Annotated in this window: 13 protein-coding genes and 1 pseudogene; 1 reads left to right on the forward strand and 13 read right to left on the reverse strand. The window is 46.8% G+C overall.

Annotated features, from left to right (window positions below; all coding sequences use genetic code 11):
- Positions 1–239, forward strand: a pseudogene (locus tag ACJ751_RS11840) (IS4 family transposase); the annotation flags it as partial.
- 35 nt (positions 240–274) lie between these two features.
- On the opposite strand, the gene ACJ751_RS11845 reads toward ACJ751_RS11840, so the two are convergent.
- From ACJ751_RS11845 to ACJ751_RS11905, 13 genes are all read right to left on the reverse strand, one after another.
- Complete coding sequence (locus tag ACJ751_RS11845) at positions 275–1519, reverse strand: ribulose-bisphosphate carboxylase large subunit family protein (protein WP_407745706.1); 1245 nt, start codon at positions 1517–1519, stop codon at positions 275–277.
- An 81-nt stretch (positions 1520–1600) separates the two neighbouring features.
- The gene (locus tag ACJ751_RS11850) at positions 1601–3850 is read right to left on the reverse strand and encodes an alpha-L-rhamnosidase C-terminal domain-containing protein (RefSeq protein ID WP_407745707.1); all 2250 of its coding nucleotides are present in this window, start codon (positions 3848–3850) and stop codon (positions 1601–1603) included.
- Between the two features lie 27 nt (positions 3851–3877).
- Positions 3878–5458, reverse strand: a complete 1581-nt coding sequence (locus tag ACJ751_RS11855; RefSeq protein ID WP_407745708.1) for a sodium:solute symporter family transporter — start codon at positions 5456–5458, stop codon at positions 3878–3880.
- A gap of 34 nt (positions 5459–5492) precedes the next feature.
- Positions 5493–6557 carry a Gfo/Idh/MocA family protein gene (locus tag ACJ751_RS11860; protein WP_407745709.1) on the reverse strand — a complete coding sequence of 355 codons (1065 nt, stop codon included), beginning with the start codon at positions 6555–6557 and terminating at the stop codon, positions 5493–5495.
- A gap of 22 nt (positions 6558–6579) precedes the next feature.
- A complete protein-coding gene (locus ACJ751_RS11865; protein ID WP_407745710.1) occupies positions 6580–8406 on the reverse strand; it encodes a right-handed parallel beta-helix repeat-containing protein in 1827 nt (608 codons plus the stop codon).
- Positions 8407–8477: 71 nt separating this feature from the next.
- Complete coding sequence (locus tag ACJ751_RS11870) at positions 8478–9353, reverse strand: sugar phosphate isomerase/epimerase family protein (RefSeq protein ID WP_407745711.1); 876 nt, start codon at positions 9351–9353, stop codon at positions 8478–8480.
- A 200-nt stretch (positions 9354–9553) separates the two neighbouring features.
- A complete protein-coding gene (locus ACJ751_RS11875) occupies positions 9554–10939 on the reverse strand; it encodes an acetylxylan esterase (RefSeq protein WP_407745712.1) in 1386 nt (461 codons plus the stop codon).
- 259 nt (positions 10940–11198) lie between these two features.
- A complete protein-coding gene (locus ACJ751_RS11880) occupies positions 11199–12752 on the reverse strand; it encodes a sodium:solute symporter (RefSeq protein ID WP_407745713.1) in 1554 nt (517 codons plus the stop codon).
- Positions 12753–12783: 31 nt separating this feature from the next.
- Positions 12784–13938: a four-carbon acid sugar kinase family protein gene (locus ACJ751_RS11885; protein ID WP_407745714.1), complete on the reverse strand. Its 1155-nt coding sequence runs from the start codon at positions 13936–13938 to the stop codon at positions 12784–12786.
- Positions 13938–14984: a 4-hydroxythreonine-4-phosphate dehydrogenase PdxA gene (gene pdxA / locus ACJ751_RS11890; protein ID WP_407745715.1), complete on the reverse strand. Its 1047-nt coding sequence runs from the start codon at positions 14982–14984 to the stop codon at positions 13938–13940. The genes ACJ751_RS11885 and pdxA overlap by 1 nt, the downstream gene beginning before the upstream one ends.
- Before the next feature lie 6 nt (positions 14985–14990).
- Entirely contained in the window at positions 14991–15917 is a 927-nt protein-coding gene (locus tag ACJ751_RS11895; RefSeq protein ID WP_407745716.1) for a dihydrodipicolinate synthase family protein, read from the reverse strand.
- A 2-nt stretch (positions 15918–15919) separates the two neighbouring features.
- Positions 15920–17068 (reverse strand): iron-containing alcohol dehydrogenase, encoded by a 1149-nt coding sequence (locus tag ACJ751_RS11900; protein ID WP_407745717.1) that lies wholly within the window; start codon positions 17066–17068, stop codon positions 15920–15922.
- Between the two features lie 104 nt (positions 17069–17172).
- Positions 17173–19234 (reverse strand): exo-alpha-sialidase (locus tag ACJ751_RS11905; RefSeq protein WP_407745718.1); only part of this gene is annotated, 2062 nt, incomplete at its 5' end.

Below are 19234 nucleotides of genomic sequence, written 5' to 3' on the forward strand. Positions count from 1 at the left end.
AATCCTTTTGGGGGCAATCGGAAAATGCAGTTAAAACTCAAGTATGGATTGCTGTATCTGTATATGTTCTGGTTGCTATTGCTAAGAAGAAATTTATGCTTCAGCAATCACTGTACGAAATACTACAGATTTTAAGCATCTCCATTTTTGAAAGAATGCCCATAAATCAACTATTTCAACAAACTCAAAAACAATATTTCAAAGATCTAAATCATAACCAATTGAATATGTTTGACTAATATCAAAACGCTAGTGAAATAACTAACAAACTAATTTACTTTTTACCAAACTGCTTCACCGACTCAGCAAACTCCTTATACTTAGCCGCGGCCTGTTCAATACTCAACCCATCCACCGCAGCCTGCCAGGCCTGTTGCAAAGCCACCACACCCGCTGCAGCACCCATAGGATGCGCCATGATACCACCACCAGCCATGTACAACAGATCGACTGTTTTGGTACGGCGATAGGTTTCCGGCGCCTGTCCGCCCCATTGGCCTGAGGATACCACAGGTAATACCGACTCATGGTTATAGAACGGAGTTTGCAACGCTTTTATAGAAGCCACTACTGAATCATCGCTTTCCCAGAATTTATTTTGAATGCCGTTTACATGCAGCTGGTCAACACCCGCTACGCGCCATAATTTTTGATAAGCCCTGAAATCGATCCCCAGCAACGGATGACGGGTTTGCATGCCCCAGCCATTGCGGTGCGCGTGGATAGCCAGCTGGCGTTGATCGCAGATCTTTTTAACACCAGCCATGCCCACACTGTTAATACTTACCATAGCGCAGGTGCCGCCGCTCTTTACTATGTATTCATAGCGTTGCAGCATCTCATCTATTTCACCGCTGATATTAAAGGCATACATCACCTTTTTACCGGTGGCGTCGGCATGGGCATTGATCACTTTCATGATCGCATCTACCCTATCCTTGAAAGATGAATTAGCCGATGAAGACAGCAACTCATCGTCTTTTATAAAGTCGATCCCCGCACCGGCCAGGGTTTTAACCATCTCAGCCGTTTGCTCAGGCGTAAGCCCGATGCTTGGTTTTATAATGGTGCCGATCAATGGCCTGTTTTCAACGTTTGTCAATTGACGGCAGCCTTTGATACCAAAAGCGGGGCCTTTGTAATGCCGGGCAAAGGACGCAGGCAACTCTATATCCATCAACTTTAAACCAGTGAACTGACGCAGCTCATACAAATTACCCTGTAGTGTTGAGGTTAACACCGGCAGATTGTAACCAAAATTCTCGATGCTCCACGACACCTGGATCTCAGCTCGGTTGTATTGTCCATTGCTGCTGGCAGCACCGGGCATAGCTGGTGTAGAAACAGTTTCCAACGGAGTTACCTTTTCTATCCTTGCAGCAAAACGCTTTTTCAATTCTTCAGTTTCACCGGGCACTGCAATGAATGTTCCTGATGATTGCTCACCGGCTAATACTTCTGCGGCTTTCTCCACTTGTAAGGGAGTTTCAATATAATATGTTGCTATTATCCTTTCCATGATCCTTTTGTTTTTCGTTCGTAGGTTCATAAGTTATTGCGTTCTTAAGTTCAATACCTAATAACTTAATAACCTAATAACTTAATAACTTTTATACTTTACTTCATATTCTTTATTAGCATCAACAGTCACCTCATAAACATTATTCCCTTTGCTCACGATCGTAGCTCCTTTAGAAGATGGCTTCGTTTGACTTTTAAACCTAAGTGTTCCGGTTCCCGTAGCTCCTTTGATCTTGATCTGCGTAGTGCTGCAATAGACACTGATGTCGCCATGCGGCGTGGGCACTTTACCATCCATCCATTGCAAACCGCCCAGTACTGGTTCGGCTGTCCAGGTTGCATAACCGGGGGATGTGGGTTGTACGCCTAAATAATATTTACCCAGCAGGTAAATTGGACTGGCGCCCCAGGCATGACAAAGACTTTTTCCAAACGGGCGTCCATACATGGAATAATGGTCAGCGCCTGATTTGGATGGATTGTATTCTTCCCAGAATGATGTAGCGCCGGCATTCAGCATACCGCCCCAGTAACCTTTCATTTCGTTCAACACATATTTCTGCTCGCCCATCGCGCACAACGCTTCCAGCTCATAGAAACGCATGTACGGCGTGGTGATCTTTTGAATATTATCATTCAATAACACGTTCTTTTTTACCGCCTGTTTTTGTTCTTCATTAAAATAATTAAAGAAGATGCCAAACATATTGGCGTAACGGGTCACATTATCGGTCGGCTTTCCATCAACGCGGCTGTGCACCAGCGCATGTTTGCTTTCGTTCCAGTAAACAGCAAACAGTTTCGACCGCATATCTGTAGCGAGTTGTTTGTACAATGCTTCGTTCTTGCTATCGTTCACCATATTGGCGCAAAGCGCCATGGTTTCCAGACTGCGGCAGAAAAGCATTTGTTCAAAGCTTACTTCTCCCTTTTTGCTTAAACCAGGCGCCCAGTCAATAAAGATCCAGTCGCCGGACAGTCCCTGCATCATCCCATCTTTATTACGGCGGCTCAGGCAATACGCCATCATGCTTTGCATGCGTGGGTAGAACTGTTGAATAAATGTTTTATCGCCTGTATACTGATACAGGTCATATATTCCCAGGAACCAGTAAAAAGTATAGTCCATGATGGTATTGATGTGGCTGGTCACGGGGTCTTTACCACGCAACGCCATCAGCGTGCGGTTAACCGTAGGCACATCAAAGAACAGGTAATAGTTCATCAGGTAGCTTTGGTAGGCATCGCCACTCCAGATCCACCGATCGCGTTTGATACCATCGATGAAAAACTCCCGGGTATTCAAATGCATGGTGTAAGCCGCTACATCCCAGATCTTATTGATGCCTGTATCTGAACAACGGAAAGCGCCGCGGTTTTCAACCGGCAGGTATTCATACAACATGGAAACCGAATCCAATGTAACCCAACCTTCTGCCTGTACATTTACATACCGGAATGCTTTTGTAAGCACCATTACAGAATCCATTTTTGAAGATGCATTCACCTCTACCCTGTCCAGTGTTTCGCAGGATCCTGTAGACAATGCTTCTTCTTTTGATTCGCCATAATACAACGATACTTTGCCTTTGCCCTGTAATCCATGCAAGCGGATATAGCCGAATGTTTCTTTACCAAAATCAACCAGTAAGGAACTATTGCTTTGTGTGGCTGACACAGCCGATTGTGGCTTTACGGACAGTTTGAATGCAGATGGCCGCTGTGCAGGGTCATTGAAATTCCAGCTGCCGGCGTTCAACCAAACAGTAGCCGAAACATCTGAAGTCTTACCTGTTTCATCGATCCATTCTTTATCTTCAAAGGTTACCAGCCAGGAAGAATCGGTAGCAATGGTTTTACCTTTTATATAAATAGCAGGCACGGTGCCGGCGCTGAACACTTTTACATTGATGCGGTGTTTGCCTGCAGGAATAGTCACGCGTGATGGCGTTCCTTCAAAACCTTTTCCATCGAGTTTGAGGATGTATTTTCCTTCAACATATACATCGATGTCTTCGGGTTCAGTCAGTTCCACATCCTTGTGAAAATCCATCAGCACATAATGACCATCCAGTTTCCAGAAAGGTGGAAAGAAGGAACCGCGTTCTGTACGCCGGTTCTGCATATTGTTGGCCAGCCAGATCTCGAAATCACCGGGATACCAGATCCAGGTGGCCTGAGATGCAGGCGTGGGTCCGCCTTTCGGGGCGGGCTCACCCTGAGCAAAGGTGGGCCACCCTTTAGAGGGTGACTCACCTTTGGCAGTGCAGGCGAATAATATTAATGCGATCCAAACAGTGTGTTGCAATATGGCATGTCTGCAATTCATTCCGGAAAGATTTATTAGATGCAAAAATTAGTGTCCGTTAAAAATCAAGTACAATCCCAGCATAACCGCTACCAATATTCCCCACATCATCCATACCTGTTTATCAGGTTTAGCCAGGCTTTTAAAATATGCGGCCTGCTGTATTTGCAAGGCGCCTTTTTTATCAGCTACTGAGATCAGGTATGTCATTACACTTAATACTACAAACAGGTAAAACGACAGCAACAGGAAGTGTGGCCATTTGTCTGATGGGATCACCCACAAATTCAGGATGCCCACTAACAAACAAAATGCCGTACCTACAGTCAGTACATAATTGATGGCTTTGGCCGTTGTCTTTTTCCAAAGTACGCCAAACAAAAAAGCTACCGACATCGGCGGCGCCAGGAAACCCAATACCGACTGGAACACATTGAACAGATCCAGGTGTTTTATGTTGTCAATAGCCAGGGTAACCGATACCGATACCAATGCACCTGCCACGGTAACTATCCGGCCAATGCGCATGATCTCCCGGTTGGTTGCTTCTGGTTTATATTTCTTTACATAAATATCCATCGTAAACACTGTGCTCACCGAATTGAGCGAGGCCCCAATGGTGCTTATTAAACAAGCTACCAGCACCACAATGATCAATCCTTTCATGCCTGCCGGAAATAAATTGGTTACCATCATCAGGTAGGCCTCGTCTGGATTTTTTAAATGCGGATATAAAACAAAACAGATGATCCCTGGCAGAATAAACAGGGGCACATCCAGTATTTTCAGCCAGCCAATGAAGTTGGCGCCCAGTTGACCTTGTTTTAAACTTTTTGCTCCTAATACCGACTGCACCATGGATTGTTCCGTACACCAGAACCAGACACCCATGATGGGATAACCGAGCAGGATAGCCGGCCAGGGAAAGCTTTTATCACTGGCAGTATGAAACAGGTTCCAGAAATTCGAAGGCGTTTTTTCATAAACAGCATGGAGCCCACCTGCTTTTGACACCCCTAGCACTACGAGTATCAATGATACAATGATCAACAACAACATCTGGAAGACGCTGGTATAGGCAATGGTTTTTAAACCACCCGCCACCACAAACAGCGTGGATACTACTACCATCACCATTACGGAGAGCAGCATATCCAATCCTAATAATTGTTTTATCAACACGCCGCCGGCAAACAAACCGAGCGAGAGCCACGAGATCAAAATAGTGATCAATGTATACCAGGCCAGAATGTTGCGGGTATTCTCCCCAAACCGCTTACCTAAGAACTCAGGTAAAGTTGATACATTGGCGCCCAGGTAACGGGGCGCAAAAACCACCGCCAGCATAAGGATGAACACAAATGCATACCAGGCAAAATTACCAGCCACAATTCCGGTTTGGTAACCGGCACTGGCCGAAGCCACTAACATAGAAGGACCTACATTGGTGCCCCACATGGTAAAGCCGATACTGGCCCAGCCTAGCGACTTATCGGCCAGGAAAAGGTTCTGGTCTTTGTTCTTTCTTTGTCCGAAACTTACCCACCACCCCAATGCGATCAGGATGACCAGGTATATTGCTACAATTACAAAATCTACTGGTTGTAAAAGATTGTATATGGCCTTCATCGTTGAACTTTATAAGTGACTATGTGAATGATAATTATAAACCATGTGCTTTCAAAATATCACTCACCTTCACGGGCAGGCCCGATTTCAATGATTTGTCCATCGCCTGCAACAAAGCGATCGTACCTATGCCCTCCTGCAGATCAGGATAGGCGGTTGTATTGTTGGTGATGCTATCGGCAAAATATTCCAGGTAATTCTGGTATTCCCCCGCATGATGACTCTGGCCTTCAAAACGGAAGTAGTATTTAATGGTCTTATCACCCCATTGCACTATTTTTTCTTCACCCGTTTTATCGGTGATAGCATAGCGTAATTCATGATAATCGGCCTGAGAGGCGCCCTGGGTGCCCCGTAAGATCACGCTCATACCGCTATCCCTTTGTGCAGGTTGAATAGGCCCGGTATAAGCGCCGCTTACCCGCGCAATACGGCCATCTGTTGCCCTGAAAATAAAGTGCATGGTATCTTCATTTTTCAATCCGGCTGTTTCTCCGTTGCTGCTGATCATCCCGTACCCCATTACTTCTTCAACATCGGGCAGGTACCAACGGATAAAATCTACCGGGTGGCTTAAACCCCCATAGAGCCATTTGAATGAACTTTCCAACGCCCATGGCTTTTCTAAGAACCAGCGATGATCGGCGTGGTAATGGCTTTCCACCGTGATCAGATCACCCAGCAAACCAGCTTCGAAATCTTTCCGCTGCCTTTTGGCCGGTTCAAAAAACCGGGAGCTTTGCCCTACAAATACTTTCTTACCGGTTTTCTTCTGCAGATCGAGCAACTCCTTTGCTTTCGACAGGTCATCCATCAACGGCTTGGTACACACTACGTGTTTGTTGGCCAGCAATGCCTGTTTAATATGTTCTGCATGCCATTTATCGGGCGTATATATGGCAATGATGTCAATCTCCGGGTCATTCAGCATGTCCTCATACTTTGTAGTATAATTGAAGAACTGAAACTCCTTGCTGCGGTGTTTACATAGCTCTTCATTCATATCACAAATGGTTTTCAGGTTCACCTTACTGCTATTTAAAGCAGCTGACATGGTACTGCGGCCTTCACCTAACCCTAATACGCCGAGATTCAACATATATTAAGTTTATACTGTTAGTTTAATTTTTAATTGCTTTATACGCTTCTTCCAACCCGGCTTTGTTCTTGATACTATCTGCTACATTCGGCCCATTGTTCTCCCAGGTATTACCGGGACCGTTGGAGTTCTTCATGTATTTCTCCTGCTCTGTCCAGTTATCTTTTAACTGGATGTAGGAAGAACCTTCATCGAGATAGATATAAAAGAAATGGTTGGGATCGTGGGCGTAAGGCGCTTTCAGGATCGTATGCACCACATTCTCACTGATAACCGAACCGGGCATAGCCGATAAGGTATACAAGCCACCTACATCGTACATTTGCTTTGCATAATGATGTACCAGGTTGGCGTGAATGCGGTTATCCTTCATCGCATTGATGGTTTTCGTCCAGCCCCAGCCAACGCAAATGCCGCTGTAAGGCAGATCGCTTAATTCGTTATGATCGATATTAATGTTTTGCACATAACCGGCACTGATACCAACACAACCCCAGTCTTCATTGGCGCAATTGGTAATAAAGCAATTGCTGATGGTGAGCTTGCGGCACAATTCACGCGCATCTGCGGGTGCATAGGGCAAGTGCGTTTCAAAACCAGGATCAGAGAAGATGCCGGCCTGAATGGCGGTACCGGCAATATCGCGGAAGGTGCAACCAACGATGGTGTCGTATTGCGTTCCTTTAATATAATCGAGACCGGTAGCTGCCATGTGCGAGAAATTGCAGCGCTCAAAACCGGTGTTGTTTACAAACAATAATTCTACCCCACCCGGTTGGCGGCCGATCCAGCCCTGGTTCTCCAGGCCTTTTTTATCGGGCGTACCCGGGATCTTCAATTTATAGGCATCCAGCAAAAACATTCCCGCCTGTAAAGGCACATGTCCGGCCTGCGAAGGACGCAGCCAGGTGGAATATTTAAAATCGATGCCTTTGAAATACACGTGTGATACGGGATTATCAATAGTTCCTTCCACGCGGGCAATGGTTTGTAAATACGGCGCTACCACTTGAGCGGTGCTCATATTTTCATTGTTGCGTGGCCAGTATATGATCTGTTGTTTCTTTACATCCAAATACCATTCACCAGGCTCATCGAGGAACCCGATGTCATTGGTAAGAAAGAAAGCCGAGTTACCCGTTTTCTGTGAGATCCAGGGCGCTGGCCAGGGATGCTCAGACTGGATACGGTTTTCGGGTTGACAAAAACTCAACAAGGCGCTATCACCTTTTACTGTAACCGACTTTATACGCAGAATAGCAATTGCCCACCATTGGTGAATAACCATTTCCAAACCGGCCGCTTTTTCCCAACCAGCTGTTTTTGGTTTGGGGATCCAGCATTGTTCGGTTTCATGGTTCCAGGAAAGAATGCGGTTCATGCTATCGGCATTGCGATCGCGGGCGCGAATGGCCTTTTGATCATTTACCCATAACTGACGGAAATCGAGCAGCCGGCCTGCTTCAACAGGTGCATCGGCCACCCAAACTTTTCCCTGTGCGACGGCAGGCAGACCGGGAATTTTCTCTGTAGCTTTTCTCCAGCCTTTTATTGATAAGCCACCACTGAATACGGGTTTGGCGCCAGGCGCCGCTTCAATAACAGTCGGACTTTCAGGCGTACCCGAATCTTCAGGCCGCACAAACAGCGGTTCATCAAATGCATATACGCCGTTCTCAATAATAATGTGAATTCCTTTCGCGATAGCCGGGTCTTTTAACCGACGCAACTCCCTTGCTTTACGTAATGCCATGGCTACGGTAGCCATGGGTTTTTCTTTTGTTCCGGGATTTGTATCCGTGCCTCCAGGCGCCACACAAATATCAGCAGCCTGTACAGCCAAACTCATACACCATGTAAAAAAAGAGCAAGCAATCGTGGATCTAAATAGTCTTTTCATCTTAAGTTATAATTCTCCTGCTATTGAAAGATCGATTTCATATAAGCAACATTAGCGCTGAAATTTCTTTTTACGTTTTTAGGATCAGTTGCATCGCGCGAACGCTCGATCACCAGCCAGCCTTTGTAACCTATTTTATCGAGAGCCTGTTTTACCAGGTTCATATTAATTGTTTTATCGTTCTGCAGCCATACACTGTCATGGTTTGTGCAATGGATCTGGCAGATGTGGCTACCCAGTATTTCAATTTCCTTGTATAGGTCTCTTCCGTTTGAAACTGCATTCGAAAAATTGAAATAGATCTGAATAGCGGGTGAACCAATATCTTTCAACAGTTGCAATTGATCGGTAGCGCTTAAAGTAGATTCAATACCAATCACCACACCAGCCTCTTCCGCCATCTTACCTACTTCTTTCAAACGGGCCACAATAGCCGGTCTTACACCCGGATTTTTAGTCAGGTCTCCGGGAACGCCCAATGGCAGAAAACCAATTTTCACATTCATTTTCTTCATGGTATTGATGCAATCCTGCACCGCCTTCACCGCAGTTGGCCGTTCAGGAAATGATTGCGCATAGAAACCAGTCATAGCCAGGGAAGCTATTTCCAGGTTGTACTCTTTGGCCTTTTCCAGGAACAGGGCACGGATAGTATCATCGGCTAGCTTGTTATCGAACGTCTCGCGATCGCCAAGGCCGCCCATGTCAACTTCCACGCCATCGGCGCCTAATTCTTTTGTCAGCTGAAATGCGCTGAGCTTTTGTCTTTTCAGGATCATGAGATCTACAACGGCAATCTTATACCGTCCATCTCCCTTTACCAGTTTTTGGGCAGATACTGTTAAGCCTGACAGTAATGTTACTAAAAGTGCAAATGTAATTACCTGATTCTTCATATATGTGGGTTTAACTTTAATCGTGAAACGGGGACCTCCCCCCGGCCCCCTCCGGTGGAGGGGGAGTTTTGCAACCTCGGGATAAAACTCAACTCGTTAACTTGTCAACTTGTTAACTTGTCAACCTCGTCAACTCTATCAACTCTATCAACTTGTATTCCTGGTTAACTGGTCAACTGGTTAACTGGTCAACTAAAAGCCTACTTCTTCCCCTCAAATAACACTTTCAACTGATCATATCCATGAATAGCATTCACCGGCAATTTTTCACCATGATCGCCGAATACATACAATGCATTTTCGGGTTCAATGGTCACCTTGCTTTCATCGATCTTGCCGGTTTTATCTTTTACGGCAGACAGATCCAAATGAAAATGTTTGCCGATAAACTCATACAGGGCCGTGCGTTTATTAATACCGTAATCATGTTTTTCCTGCGGCAGGTGCACATTTTCTACCTGATCGGTTTTTCCATAATACCCGTACATTTTTTGCAGGAAAGGAAATTCAATCTCGGGCACATGCGCCGTCCAGTCGCCGCCATCAGAAATCACCAATTGCGGCCGGGGCGCCGCCATGGCTGCTATCTCTACATTGTTGGTACCATTGCCACATAAATGCACCGGCATGCCGCTTTCGCAGGGGCAACCGCCGCTGTGGTAGGATGATACCATTACCACCGGCACACTTAACTTTATGCGGTCATCCAGGGCTGTTACCAGCATGGTATGACTACCCCCGCCCGATCCGCCACTGATGGCCACGCGGCTGGTATCTGCTTCTTTCAGTTTCAGCATGTAGTCCAGAATGCGAAACGCATTTAACGTTTGAACCGTCATAGCCAGACTGCGGCGGTGATCTTCGGTTTTGAATTGCAACAGCGATTCGCCCCAGGCAAACAGGTCATAACTGATAGCCATACACCCCATACGGGCCAGTGAGGCACAGCGATACTGGCAATCAGCGCGGTACCGGTGTTTCTCCCAGTGTCCGTCAGGACATAACACCACGGGGATCTTTCCTTTTATTTTTGCCGGTTTGTATAACGACGCGCAGGTATACACGCCGGGCAATACTTCAAAGGCAATATTCTCTACGGTATACCCATCCATTTTACGCACTGGCGTTGTAATGGGTTTTGATGCAGGCGCCGGCGGAATGGGCGATAATTGCAACGCTTCATACATGCATGCTCGCAACTCCGTTTTACGCTTTTCCCAGCTGGCTACGTCATTGTATAAAGTAGACAGGTACTCCAATTGTGCCTTGCCTTCTTCTACTGTTTTTAAATGATATTGATACGCACTGATCTTATAACTTTTGTCGCCTGTTTTGCTGAACGATAGGTCCTGCGAAGCCAGTACATTGGTGAGTGTTTTCTCTACATCGGGACGAAAACGCCAGCGGGCATAGGTTACCCAATGATCGTTCACCATGCCGTCGCTATAGCGGATCTTAATGCCGTACTGGCTTTCAATTTCCGTCAACACCTGTTTCAAGGGTTCGCGATAGGCATCGTCAGAAGTCTGGCTTCTGCTATCAACCCATATTAACAGGCAACAAAGGATATAAAATAGTTTATGCATAATTTATTCTATTATACTATTAACCGTGCTGTCGGCAATCGTGAATCGGCAATCGGCAATGCCGAATCGTGAAACGGCAAACGTGAAACGTGAAACGTGAAAGGACTCGCGACAGGGTAATATTCCTCACTGTTTTCATCTCTCACTCGTTTCATCTTTACCCCCTTTATCAACTCTATCAATTCCGTCAACTCTATCAACCTTATCAACTTTATCAATCCTATCAACTACCTCGTCAACTGGTTAACTGATCAACTGGTCAACTTCCCCTCACCTCCCTCCTCGCTTCCTTCCAACCAGAATACAGGAGATTTTTATCCAGCACCGGTTTTGGGAAGAACAAACTTGACACATATCCTACACCAATCACCACCAGGTGACTGTACACCCCCAGCATGAATTTATCGTGACCAAAATTATATTTACCAAAATCGAGCAACAGGTGTTTATTGGCGCCTATTCCAATTTGGGTAGACGTCAAAAACGCATAAGACGTAAACAGGATACAGGCAATGATGCCGAAGGTAATGCCCTGTTTGTTGGCGCGGGCGCTGAAGATCCCCAGCAGGAAAATACCCACTATACCACCGGAGAAGATCGCATACAGCGTAAACACAATACCCAGAACGCCTTCACTGCCGGCATTGATATACAAACAGCCAATACCCATCGCGATCAAACCTGAGATCACCACTGTCCATCTGCCAGCTTTTAAATAAGCATGATCAGACAGGCCGCGACGCATCTTTTTATAATAATCTTCCACCCCTACAGCGGCCAGACTGTTCAGGTCAGCACTCAGGCTGCAAATGGCAGCTGAGATCATGGCCGAAAGGATCAACCCTCTTATCCCAACGGGTAACTGGGTCCTAATAAAATAAGGGAAGACCTGTTCGGGATGCAGTCCTTGTGGCAGGGGATTCTGTTTATAAAAAACAAACAGCGCCGTACCAATGAACATAAACAACATCCAAACGGGAACGGTCAGCAAGATACCCATAAGCGAGGCGCGGATGGCGCCTTTGTCGGTTTTTGCCGTTAAATAACGTTGTACTACGGTTTGGTCGGTGCCATATTTCTGGATGGCATAAAATAATCCATTGATGGCCATTACCAGGAAAGTTACCCGGGTAAGGTCTGCATCATAGGGACCGAATCCGGTGCGGCCATTGGCTTTTGCCACCTGCCAGATCTCAGAAATTCCACCATGGGTAGAGAACAGGATCACCGTTAAACAAATAATGCCGGTGGCAAACAGCATGAAACCCTGGAACACATCGAGCCAAATCACCGCTTCCATGCCCCCCATTAAATTAACGCCAATGATTATCAACCCTACTACCACGATCATGACCATGGTGTTGCCACCTATCATACTATCCAGCGCCAGCGCCAATAGGAACAGTACAGTTCCCATTGAGGAGAACTGCCGCAGCACAAAGGCCAGCGAACTGTAATAGCGGGCAAATACGCCAAAGCGTTTTTCAAAATATTCGTACGTGCTTAAACCGATCACCTTGCGATACAAGGGAACAATAAACCAGATGGTGCCTAACAAAACAATGGGCACCATGAGTCCCTGTACCAACAAGATCCAGTTGCTGGTGAACCCTGTACCCGGGTAGGCCAGAAAGGTCACGCTACTGATGAGCGTAGCCAGCAACGACATCCCAATCGCCCAGGAGGGCACCCGTCCATGTGCCAGAAAGTAAGATTTAAATGAATCCTGCTTTCGCGCAAAACGGAAACCTACATATAATGTCACCACCAGGAAACAAACGATGATGATATAATCCAACGCTGATAAATTCATATGGCAATTATAATATGATAGCTACTCTTTTTTAAAAATCCCACAACCCATCCGGCCATTGATAACTCCCCGGTTTAACCGTAATAAATAAATTAGGATCATTTGTCTGCATGCGCACTACGCCCGGCGCCATTTCTTCCACCGGGTAAAACCGGGTCAGATTTGACTGGCTGATCAATGCCCAGGCGGTGGCGCCGCCTTCCACGATCAGTTCCTGCACCATGCTGCGTTGCAAGACTTCATTTACCAGTCCGGCCATCTTTTCTTTCAACTGACTGGCGCCAACGGTTGTATCCCTGGTGGAATCTTCATGAATGGCCACAATGGCTTTTCCATGTTTTTTTACCAGGGCCACTACTTCATTGGCCCATTTCACATAGCTGTAGGTGCCGCTGTGCACCGAACGGATTATTTCATCGGGCATATAGCACACCGGCCCACCGGCTGCTTTTATTTGTTTAATGGTGTTACGGCTTTGGGAAAAAGTGGTACCACAAACAAACAAACTAAATGGCAAACGCTCGGTTGACAGGTCGCTTTTGGCGGATCGTTTACCGGCGAGCAGTTTATCGAGCATAGCGGTAAAGAAACCCGAAGCGCCGGCTATCAGCGTGGTGTTATCCATGCGGGTAGCCCAGGCCTGCAGGTCGGCCGTTTGTGCTGCCTCCCCTATTATGATGCCAGATTCAGGCAATGCTTCATTAAATCTTTTTACATATACCAAATTCCCCTTACTGCGCAGCATATCCAGGATCACCGAACTGCTGATGGCAAAGTCAGGATCGTGTGCAAAACTGCTTTCATGCACGGGTTTTCCATGCAGGTAATACCGGCCATTTTCAATCGTTCTGCCCAGTGCCGGATTCGCCGCTACCAACACCGCTTTTTTAAAGCCGGTGAGCGACAATTGCGCCTGGATCTCCGCCAGTACATGTCCCCGCAAAACAGAATCTGTTTTTTTAAAGATCATGGCTGGCTGTAAGGCCAATAGTTCGCGGGTATGCTTTTGCATAACCGCAACAGCTTCCACTTCGGGTAACGACCGGGCATCTGTGGCTATAACAAACAGATCAGCATGGGTAGCTGTATTTACTTCGGTGCCCAGCTCTACGGTCAGGTTATAGCGTAAGCCAATACCCGCCAGCTCGGCAGCGCCCGTAAAATCATCTGCGATCACCGCTATCATTATGCTGGGTTTTGTTGTTTAATCCGGTGTTTACTTAATTGCACGGCAGCTTCAATAGCCAGCACCATGGCGTCGGGACTGGCAATGCCTTTCCCGGCAATTTCAAAAGCAGTACCGTGGTCAACCGAAGTACGGATGATGGGCAGGCCCATGGTGATGTTCACACCTTTCACACTGTCCATTTGTTTTTTCTCGGCATTCCATTTAAACCCGGTAAGTTTAAAAGGAATATGACCCTGGTCGTGGTACATAGCCACCACGCCGCCATAAGTACCCGTTGCCGCTTTCGAGAACAAAGTATCGGCAGGAACCGGGCCATCCACATCATACCCCATTTTTCGGGCTTCTTCCACAGCTGGTTTTATTTCGCCATCGTCTTCGGTTCCAAACAAACCGCTGTCACCCGCATGTGGATTCAACCCCGCCACGCCAATTTTTGTATTGGTAGCGCCCAATTGCAGAATGCCGTTGTGCAGCAGTTCTATCACCTGGATGATGCGATCTTTTTTTACCAGGTCGCAGGCCTCGCGCAAGGATACGTGGGTTGACACGTGGATCACCCGCATATTCTCTTCCACCAGCAACATCGCATATTTTTTGGTGCCGGTGTAGTGTGCATAGATCTCCGTATGACCAGCAAAGTGATGGCCGGCTTCGTTGATCGATTTTTTATTGATGGGACCGGTTACGGTAGCGTCTACATCGCCCGCCAGCGCAAGCTCGATCACTTTTTTCACTGCATCGAAAGAGGCCGCCCCTGCCATGGCAGAGATCTCGCCGAATTGCAGTTGGCTCATGTTCACATTCTTCAGATCAAACACATCGATGGTACCTGGTTTGAAGGCAGCATCAGCCACTTTTGTAATGGCATTTATTGTAGCCGGTAATTTCAACCGGTTAATAATATCATTGAACACGCCGGCATCACCAACGATCAAAGGGCGGCAAACGGCGTGGATCTTTTCATTCAATAATGCTTTAACGGCAATCTCCGGTCCAATGCTGGCCGGATCACCCATCGTAATTCCTATAATCGGTTTCTGCATGTTAGTTTATTTTGTAGCCCCGGTACTTACTACAGCTTCCCAGGCGGTTAATACTTTTTGTTCTTCTTCGCTTGATAATGGATGTAAGGGCGGCATCATATACGTATCGCACAATCCTTCCTTCTTCATCAACACTTTTAACGCCCATAATGACTCACCCAGGGTTTTACCACCCTGGTAAATATTACCCAAAACGTCTGATGTTTTTTGCAGGGCATTGGCCTTGGTTTCGTTTCCACCCAGGGCGGCTTTGTACAATTCACTGTACAAGCCTGGCGCCACATTACCGGTGCTGGGAATAATGCCATCGCCACCCTTCAACAGGGATGCGGCGCTTTGTGCAGCCCAACCGGCAAAATAAACGAAGTCTGCGCGATTGGCGCTTAGTTGAAGGGCGGCCTGCAGGCGTTCTTCATTACGCTCTGAATCCTTCAACCCAACAATATTGGGGTGATGGCTTAATACTTCTACCACTTCCAACGGGATTGACATATGCACCGTAGGCGGAATGTTATAGATCATCAACGGACCACCTACTCTGTCGGCCAGGCGCTCAAAATAGGTTTTCATTTGATCGGGTGTCAGCGGATAATAGTTCGGCAAAGTAGCTACCACTACATCCACCCCGGCATCAAAGGATTGTTGTGCGAATAGGACAGATTCTTCCATGATGTTGGAAGAAATACCGGCATACAACACATCGCCGGATCGTTTTACCCGGGCGGCCACTTTCAGGTAATCCTGTTTTATTGACTGAGGCAGCGACGCTGCTTCACCGGTAGTGCCTAAAATAAATGGCATTACCTGGTGTTCACGAAAATTCGCAAACATTCTTTCTACGGCTTCCGCATCCAGCGAAAGCCTGTTGGCCGTGGGCGACGTCAGGGGCGTTACCGCCGGTACCACTACACCTTTGTACTTCTTTTGTTGCATGGTTAATAAGCTGCATTAAATATATCAATAGCATCTTTCTCGGTGATCAAACGCGGATTGTTCTTCAACAACCGCGTGATCTTCATGGCGTCAACCGCCATTTGCGGAATGGCTTCTTTTGGAATACCTACATCGCGCAAACGGGCCGGAATACCACAGGCACTGATCAGGGAACGGATCTTTTCAATTCCCTTCAACGCTGTTTTTACATCATCGGCCTCGCGTTCACAGCCTAAGGCAACAGCCACATCCGCATAGCGTTTGGGCGCTGCCACATAGTTAAATTCCATTACGTAAGGCAACAATAGTGCATTCGATAAACCATGGGCCAAATGATAAGCACTGCCCAGCGGGTACGAGAGCGCATGCACACCCGCTGTATTTACCGGGCCTAAACAGAACCCACCTAACAAACTACCCATGGCTACATGCGTACGGGCTTCTTCATCATTTCCATTCTGTACTGCCTGCACAATGTTGGCCGCGATCAGTCGCATACCTTCATACGCATATACATCGATAAATGGATGGGCAAACAAATTAGTATACGCTTCCAGGCAATGCGTTAATGCATCGATACCGGTTGCTGCTGTGATGGCAGGCGGTACGCCCATCGTCAATAACGGATCTACATATACTATATCGGGCACCAGGAAGGGACTGATGATCCCCTTCTTCTGGTTATCTGTTTCATCAACTAAAATAGAGTTGGGCGATACCTCGCTGCCGGTGCCGGAAGTTGTTGGCAGACAGATCAGCTTTTTGGGGCGGCTTTTCAAAAAGCCAATACCCACTATATCTTTTAATCCCTGTTCGTTATCGAGGAGCGCCGCAATTATTTTTGCTACATCCAGCACGCTGCCGCCGCCTATACCTATCACTACATCGGGGTTGAACCCTTTCACTTCCTGTAACAGTTGTTCTACTTCGGCAAAAGATGGCTCGTTGATAATACTTGTATTCGTTTGCACCTGTACGCCGCTTGCTTCCAGTTTACTCACAAAGCCCTTCAACTGGCCCAACAAGGGAGTAATGGTCACTATCAATGCCCTGCTGCAGGATAAAGCCGTTACTTCATCAGGTAATTGCTCTAAGGTTCCTTTTCCAAATACTAGTTTACCCGGAAAGCTGATCTTCAATATATCTTGCATAATATTCTTTGTTCAGGTTTGTTAGTTTTTTAGTTCTTTAGTTATTGAGTTCTGAATGGCTTTCAACTAATAAACTAACGAACTCAATAACTTAATAACTGCTCCTATAAATCACTATCGCCACTCACATTTCCCGAAGGAAATTCAGTCAAAGGAACCAGCTTCAACTTCGACGGATCAACCTTTACGTATTTAACGCGTTGCCGGCGCCAGGTGTATACAATATGCACCATACCATCGGCAGACTGGATCACTGACGGATAAGAGTACTGGCTCACCGGTGAATCTTCCAGCACCAGCGCTGCCTGCCATAATTTTCCATCCAGCGATACCGCCACATTCAACGGCGTACGGGCGCCTTTAGAAGCGCCTTTTGGCGTTGCCACATGATTGTACACGATCAACTGACGGCCATCTTTCAGGGTCACTGCATCGGTGCCGGAGTTATTGTTTGGTAACGTACTTTCGGCCAATGGCGTCCAGGTTTTTCCGTTATCGGCTGACCAGGATTCCACTACCGCAGCAGTTCTGCTCCGACACAGGATCTGCAGCCTGCCATCTTTATAGGTCAATATGCTTGGTTGAATGGCGCTGATCTTTTTATCAGGGTTGATGGGTCCAACCATGCGCCAGGTTTTGCCAAAATCAGAAGTCACTTCAAAGAGAACGGTCCAGCCGTTGCCTTCCCGGCTGCCTGGACAAATAAGATCGCCATTGGGTAACAGTACTGGTTTGTTTTTTATCGGTCCAAGGAATCCATCAGGCAGGGCTTCTGGTTTGCCCCAGGTCACGCCATTGTCGGCAGAACGGATGAGCCAGCCCTTCCAACCCGCTACATTGGGACCTACTTTATAAAATAACAGCAGCTCGCCATTGGGCACCTGGTACAACACCGGGTTCCAGCAGGCGTAGCGTAATGAATCATTGATAATGCCATTGGCTACGTTTACCGGATCCGTCCATTTGTTGTTTACCTGGCGACTTACCCAGATGCATACATCGGGGTTTCTTTCCTTCGTTCCACCAAACCACGCAGTCACTAATCCTTTTGGTGTTTCAGCAATAGTAGCGGCATGACTTTCGGGGAAAGAAGTCTTATCGAAAATAAATGCAGAGGTAACAATACCGCTTTTGAATGTATAGTTGGAGACAAATGAATAGTCGCCTGAGCCAACTTCCAGCACCGCTTTTTTACCCTCCATGCGCACAAAGCGAATACCATCGGCGCCGGCGATTGGTTGATTGCTTTCCAGAATATTCTTCACATCATCAGCTGGTATATATAACAAAGCTGTAGTGTTGGCCGGAATGGTCACATTCCAGGTAAACCGGTCGATGGAATTCTTCCAGTTGCTTTTTATTAACCCATGCACCGATTGATACGAGGCATTCACAAATGTCAATCCATCTACCGGCGTGGGCTGCATGATGATCTTTTTGAAACCGGTTGCAGAATCATCTGATTTTATCCCAGCTGCATTTTCATACATCCACACCAACAGATCGCCCAGTAACATCACGTGGTTCTGCGAATTCATCTGCGGAGCCGCGGTGTTGCCATTCCACAATTCCCAAATGGTAGTAGCGCCCTGTTTCACCATGTAACCCCAGCTGGGATAGGTGGTATCGGAGATCAGCGTATAGGCCATGTCGGGGAGCTTGTATTCGCTCAAACAACGCATCAGCCATTGCGTGCCGATCACCCCGGTACTGATGTGACCGTGATTGGCTGTCCAGATCTTACTGGAGATATTGTTGAATACCCCTTCCCGCAAACTATCAGGAGTAATACCAAAGTACAATGGCAGCAGGTTGGCGGTAACGGTATTATTGCTGTATGATCTCTTTTGCTTGTTGAAGAAGCGTTTGGTGAAGGCTTCCTGGATATGCTGATTCAGTTCGGCAAAAGCTTTCGCATCTTCCGGTTGATTGATTAAACCGGCAAACTTTTGCATATACCACATCATGCGATAGAAATAAGCGGTGGCAATGAGGGCGCCATCCGTATTACGCAGGCTGTCTTGTGAATGGATCAACTCAGGTGATTCGGGTGGCACGCACCAGTCACCATATTTATCTTTTGCGATAATATAATCCTTCATGAACTTGGTCTGCATGTATTGCAGCCATTTCTTCATAGAGGCATAATGTTTTTCAATGACGCGT

The organism is Niastella sp. (assembly GCF_045805085.1).
Classification (GTDB): Bacteria; Bacteroidota; Bacteroidia; order Chitinophagales; family Chitinophagaceae; genus Niastella.

Excerpts from the sequence above, each read along its gene's own strand:
- ACJ751_RS11895 (WP_407745716.1), bottom strand. The coding sequence starts at position 15,917 with ATGCAACAAAAGAAGTACAAAGGTGTAGTGGTACCGGCGGTAACGCCC.
- ACJ751_RS11870 (WP_407745711.1), bottom strand. The coding sequence starts at position 9,353 with ATGAAGAATCAGGTAATTACATTTGCACTTTTAGTAACATTACTGTCA.
- ACJ751_RS11855 (WP_407745708.1), bottom strand. The coding sequence starts at position 5,458 with ATGAAGGCCATATACAATCTTTTACAACCAGTAGATTTTGTAATTGTA.
- ACJ751_RS11880 (WP_407745713.1), bottom strand. The coding sequence starts at position 12,752 with ATGAATTTATCAGCGTTGGATTATATCATCATCGTTTGTTTCCTGGTG.
- pdxA (WP_407745715.1), bottom strand. The coding sequence starts at position 14,984 with ATGCAGAAACCGATTATAGGAATTACGATGGGTGATCCGGCCAGCATT.
- ACJ751_RS11885 (WP_407745714.1), bottom strand. The coding sequence starts at position 13,938 with ATGATAGCGGTGATCGCAGATGATTTTACGGGCGCTGCCGAGCTGGCG.
- ACJ751_RS11900 (WP_407745717.1), bottom strand. The coding sequence starts at position 17,068 with ATGCAAGATATATTGAAGATCAGCTTTCCGGGTAAACTAGTATTTGGA.
- ACJ751_RS11875 (WP_407745712.1), bottom strand. The coding sequence starts at position 10,939 with ATGCATAAACTATTTTATATCCTTTGTTGCCTGTTAATATGGGTTGAT.
- ACJ751_RS11850 (WP_407745707.1), bottom strand. The coding sequence starts at position 3,850 with ATGAATTGCAGACATGCCATATTGCAACACACTGTTTGGATCGCATTA.
- ACJ751_RS11865 (WP_407745710.1), bottom strand. The coding sequence starts at position 8,406 with ATGAGTTTGGCTGTACAGGCTGCTGATATTTGTGTGGCGCCTGGAGGC.
- ACJ751_RS11845 (WP_407745706.1), bottom strand. The coding sequence starts at position 1,519 with ATGGAAAGGATAATAGCAACATATTATATTGAAACTCCCTTACAAGTG.
- ACJ751_RS11860 (WP_407745709.1), bottom strand. The coding sequence starts at position 6,557 with ATGTTGAATCTCGGCGTATTAGGGTTAGGTGAAGGCCGCAGTACCATG.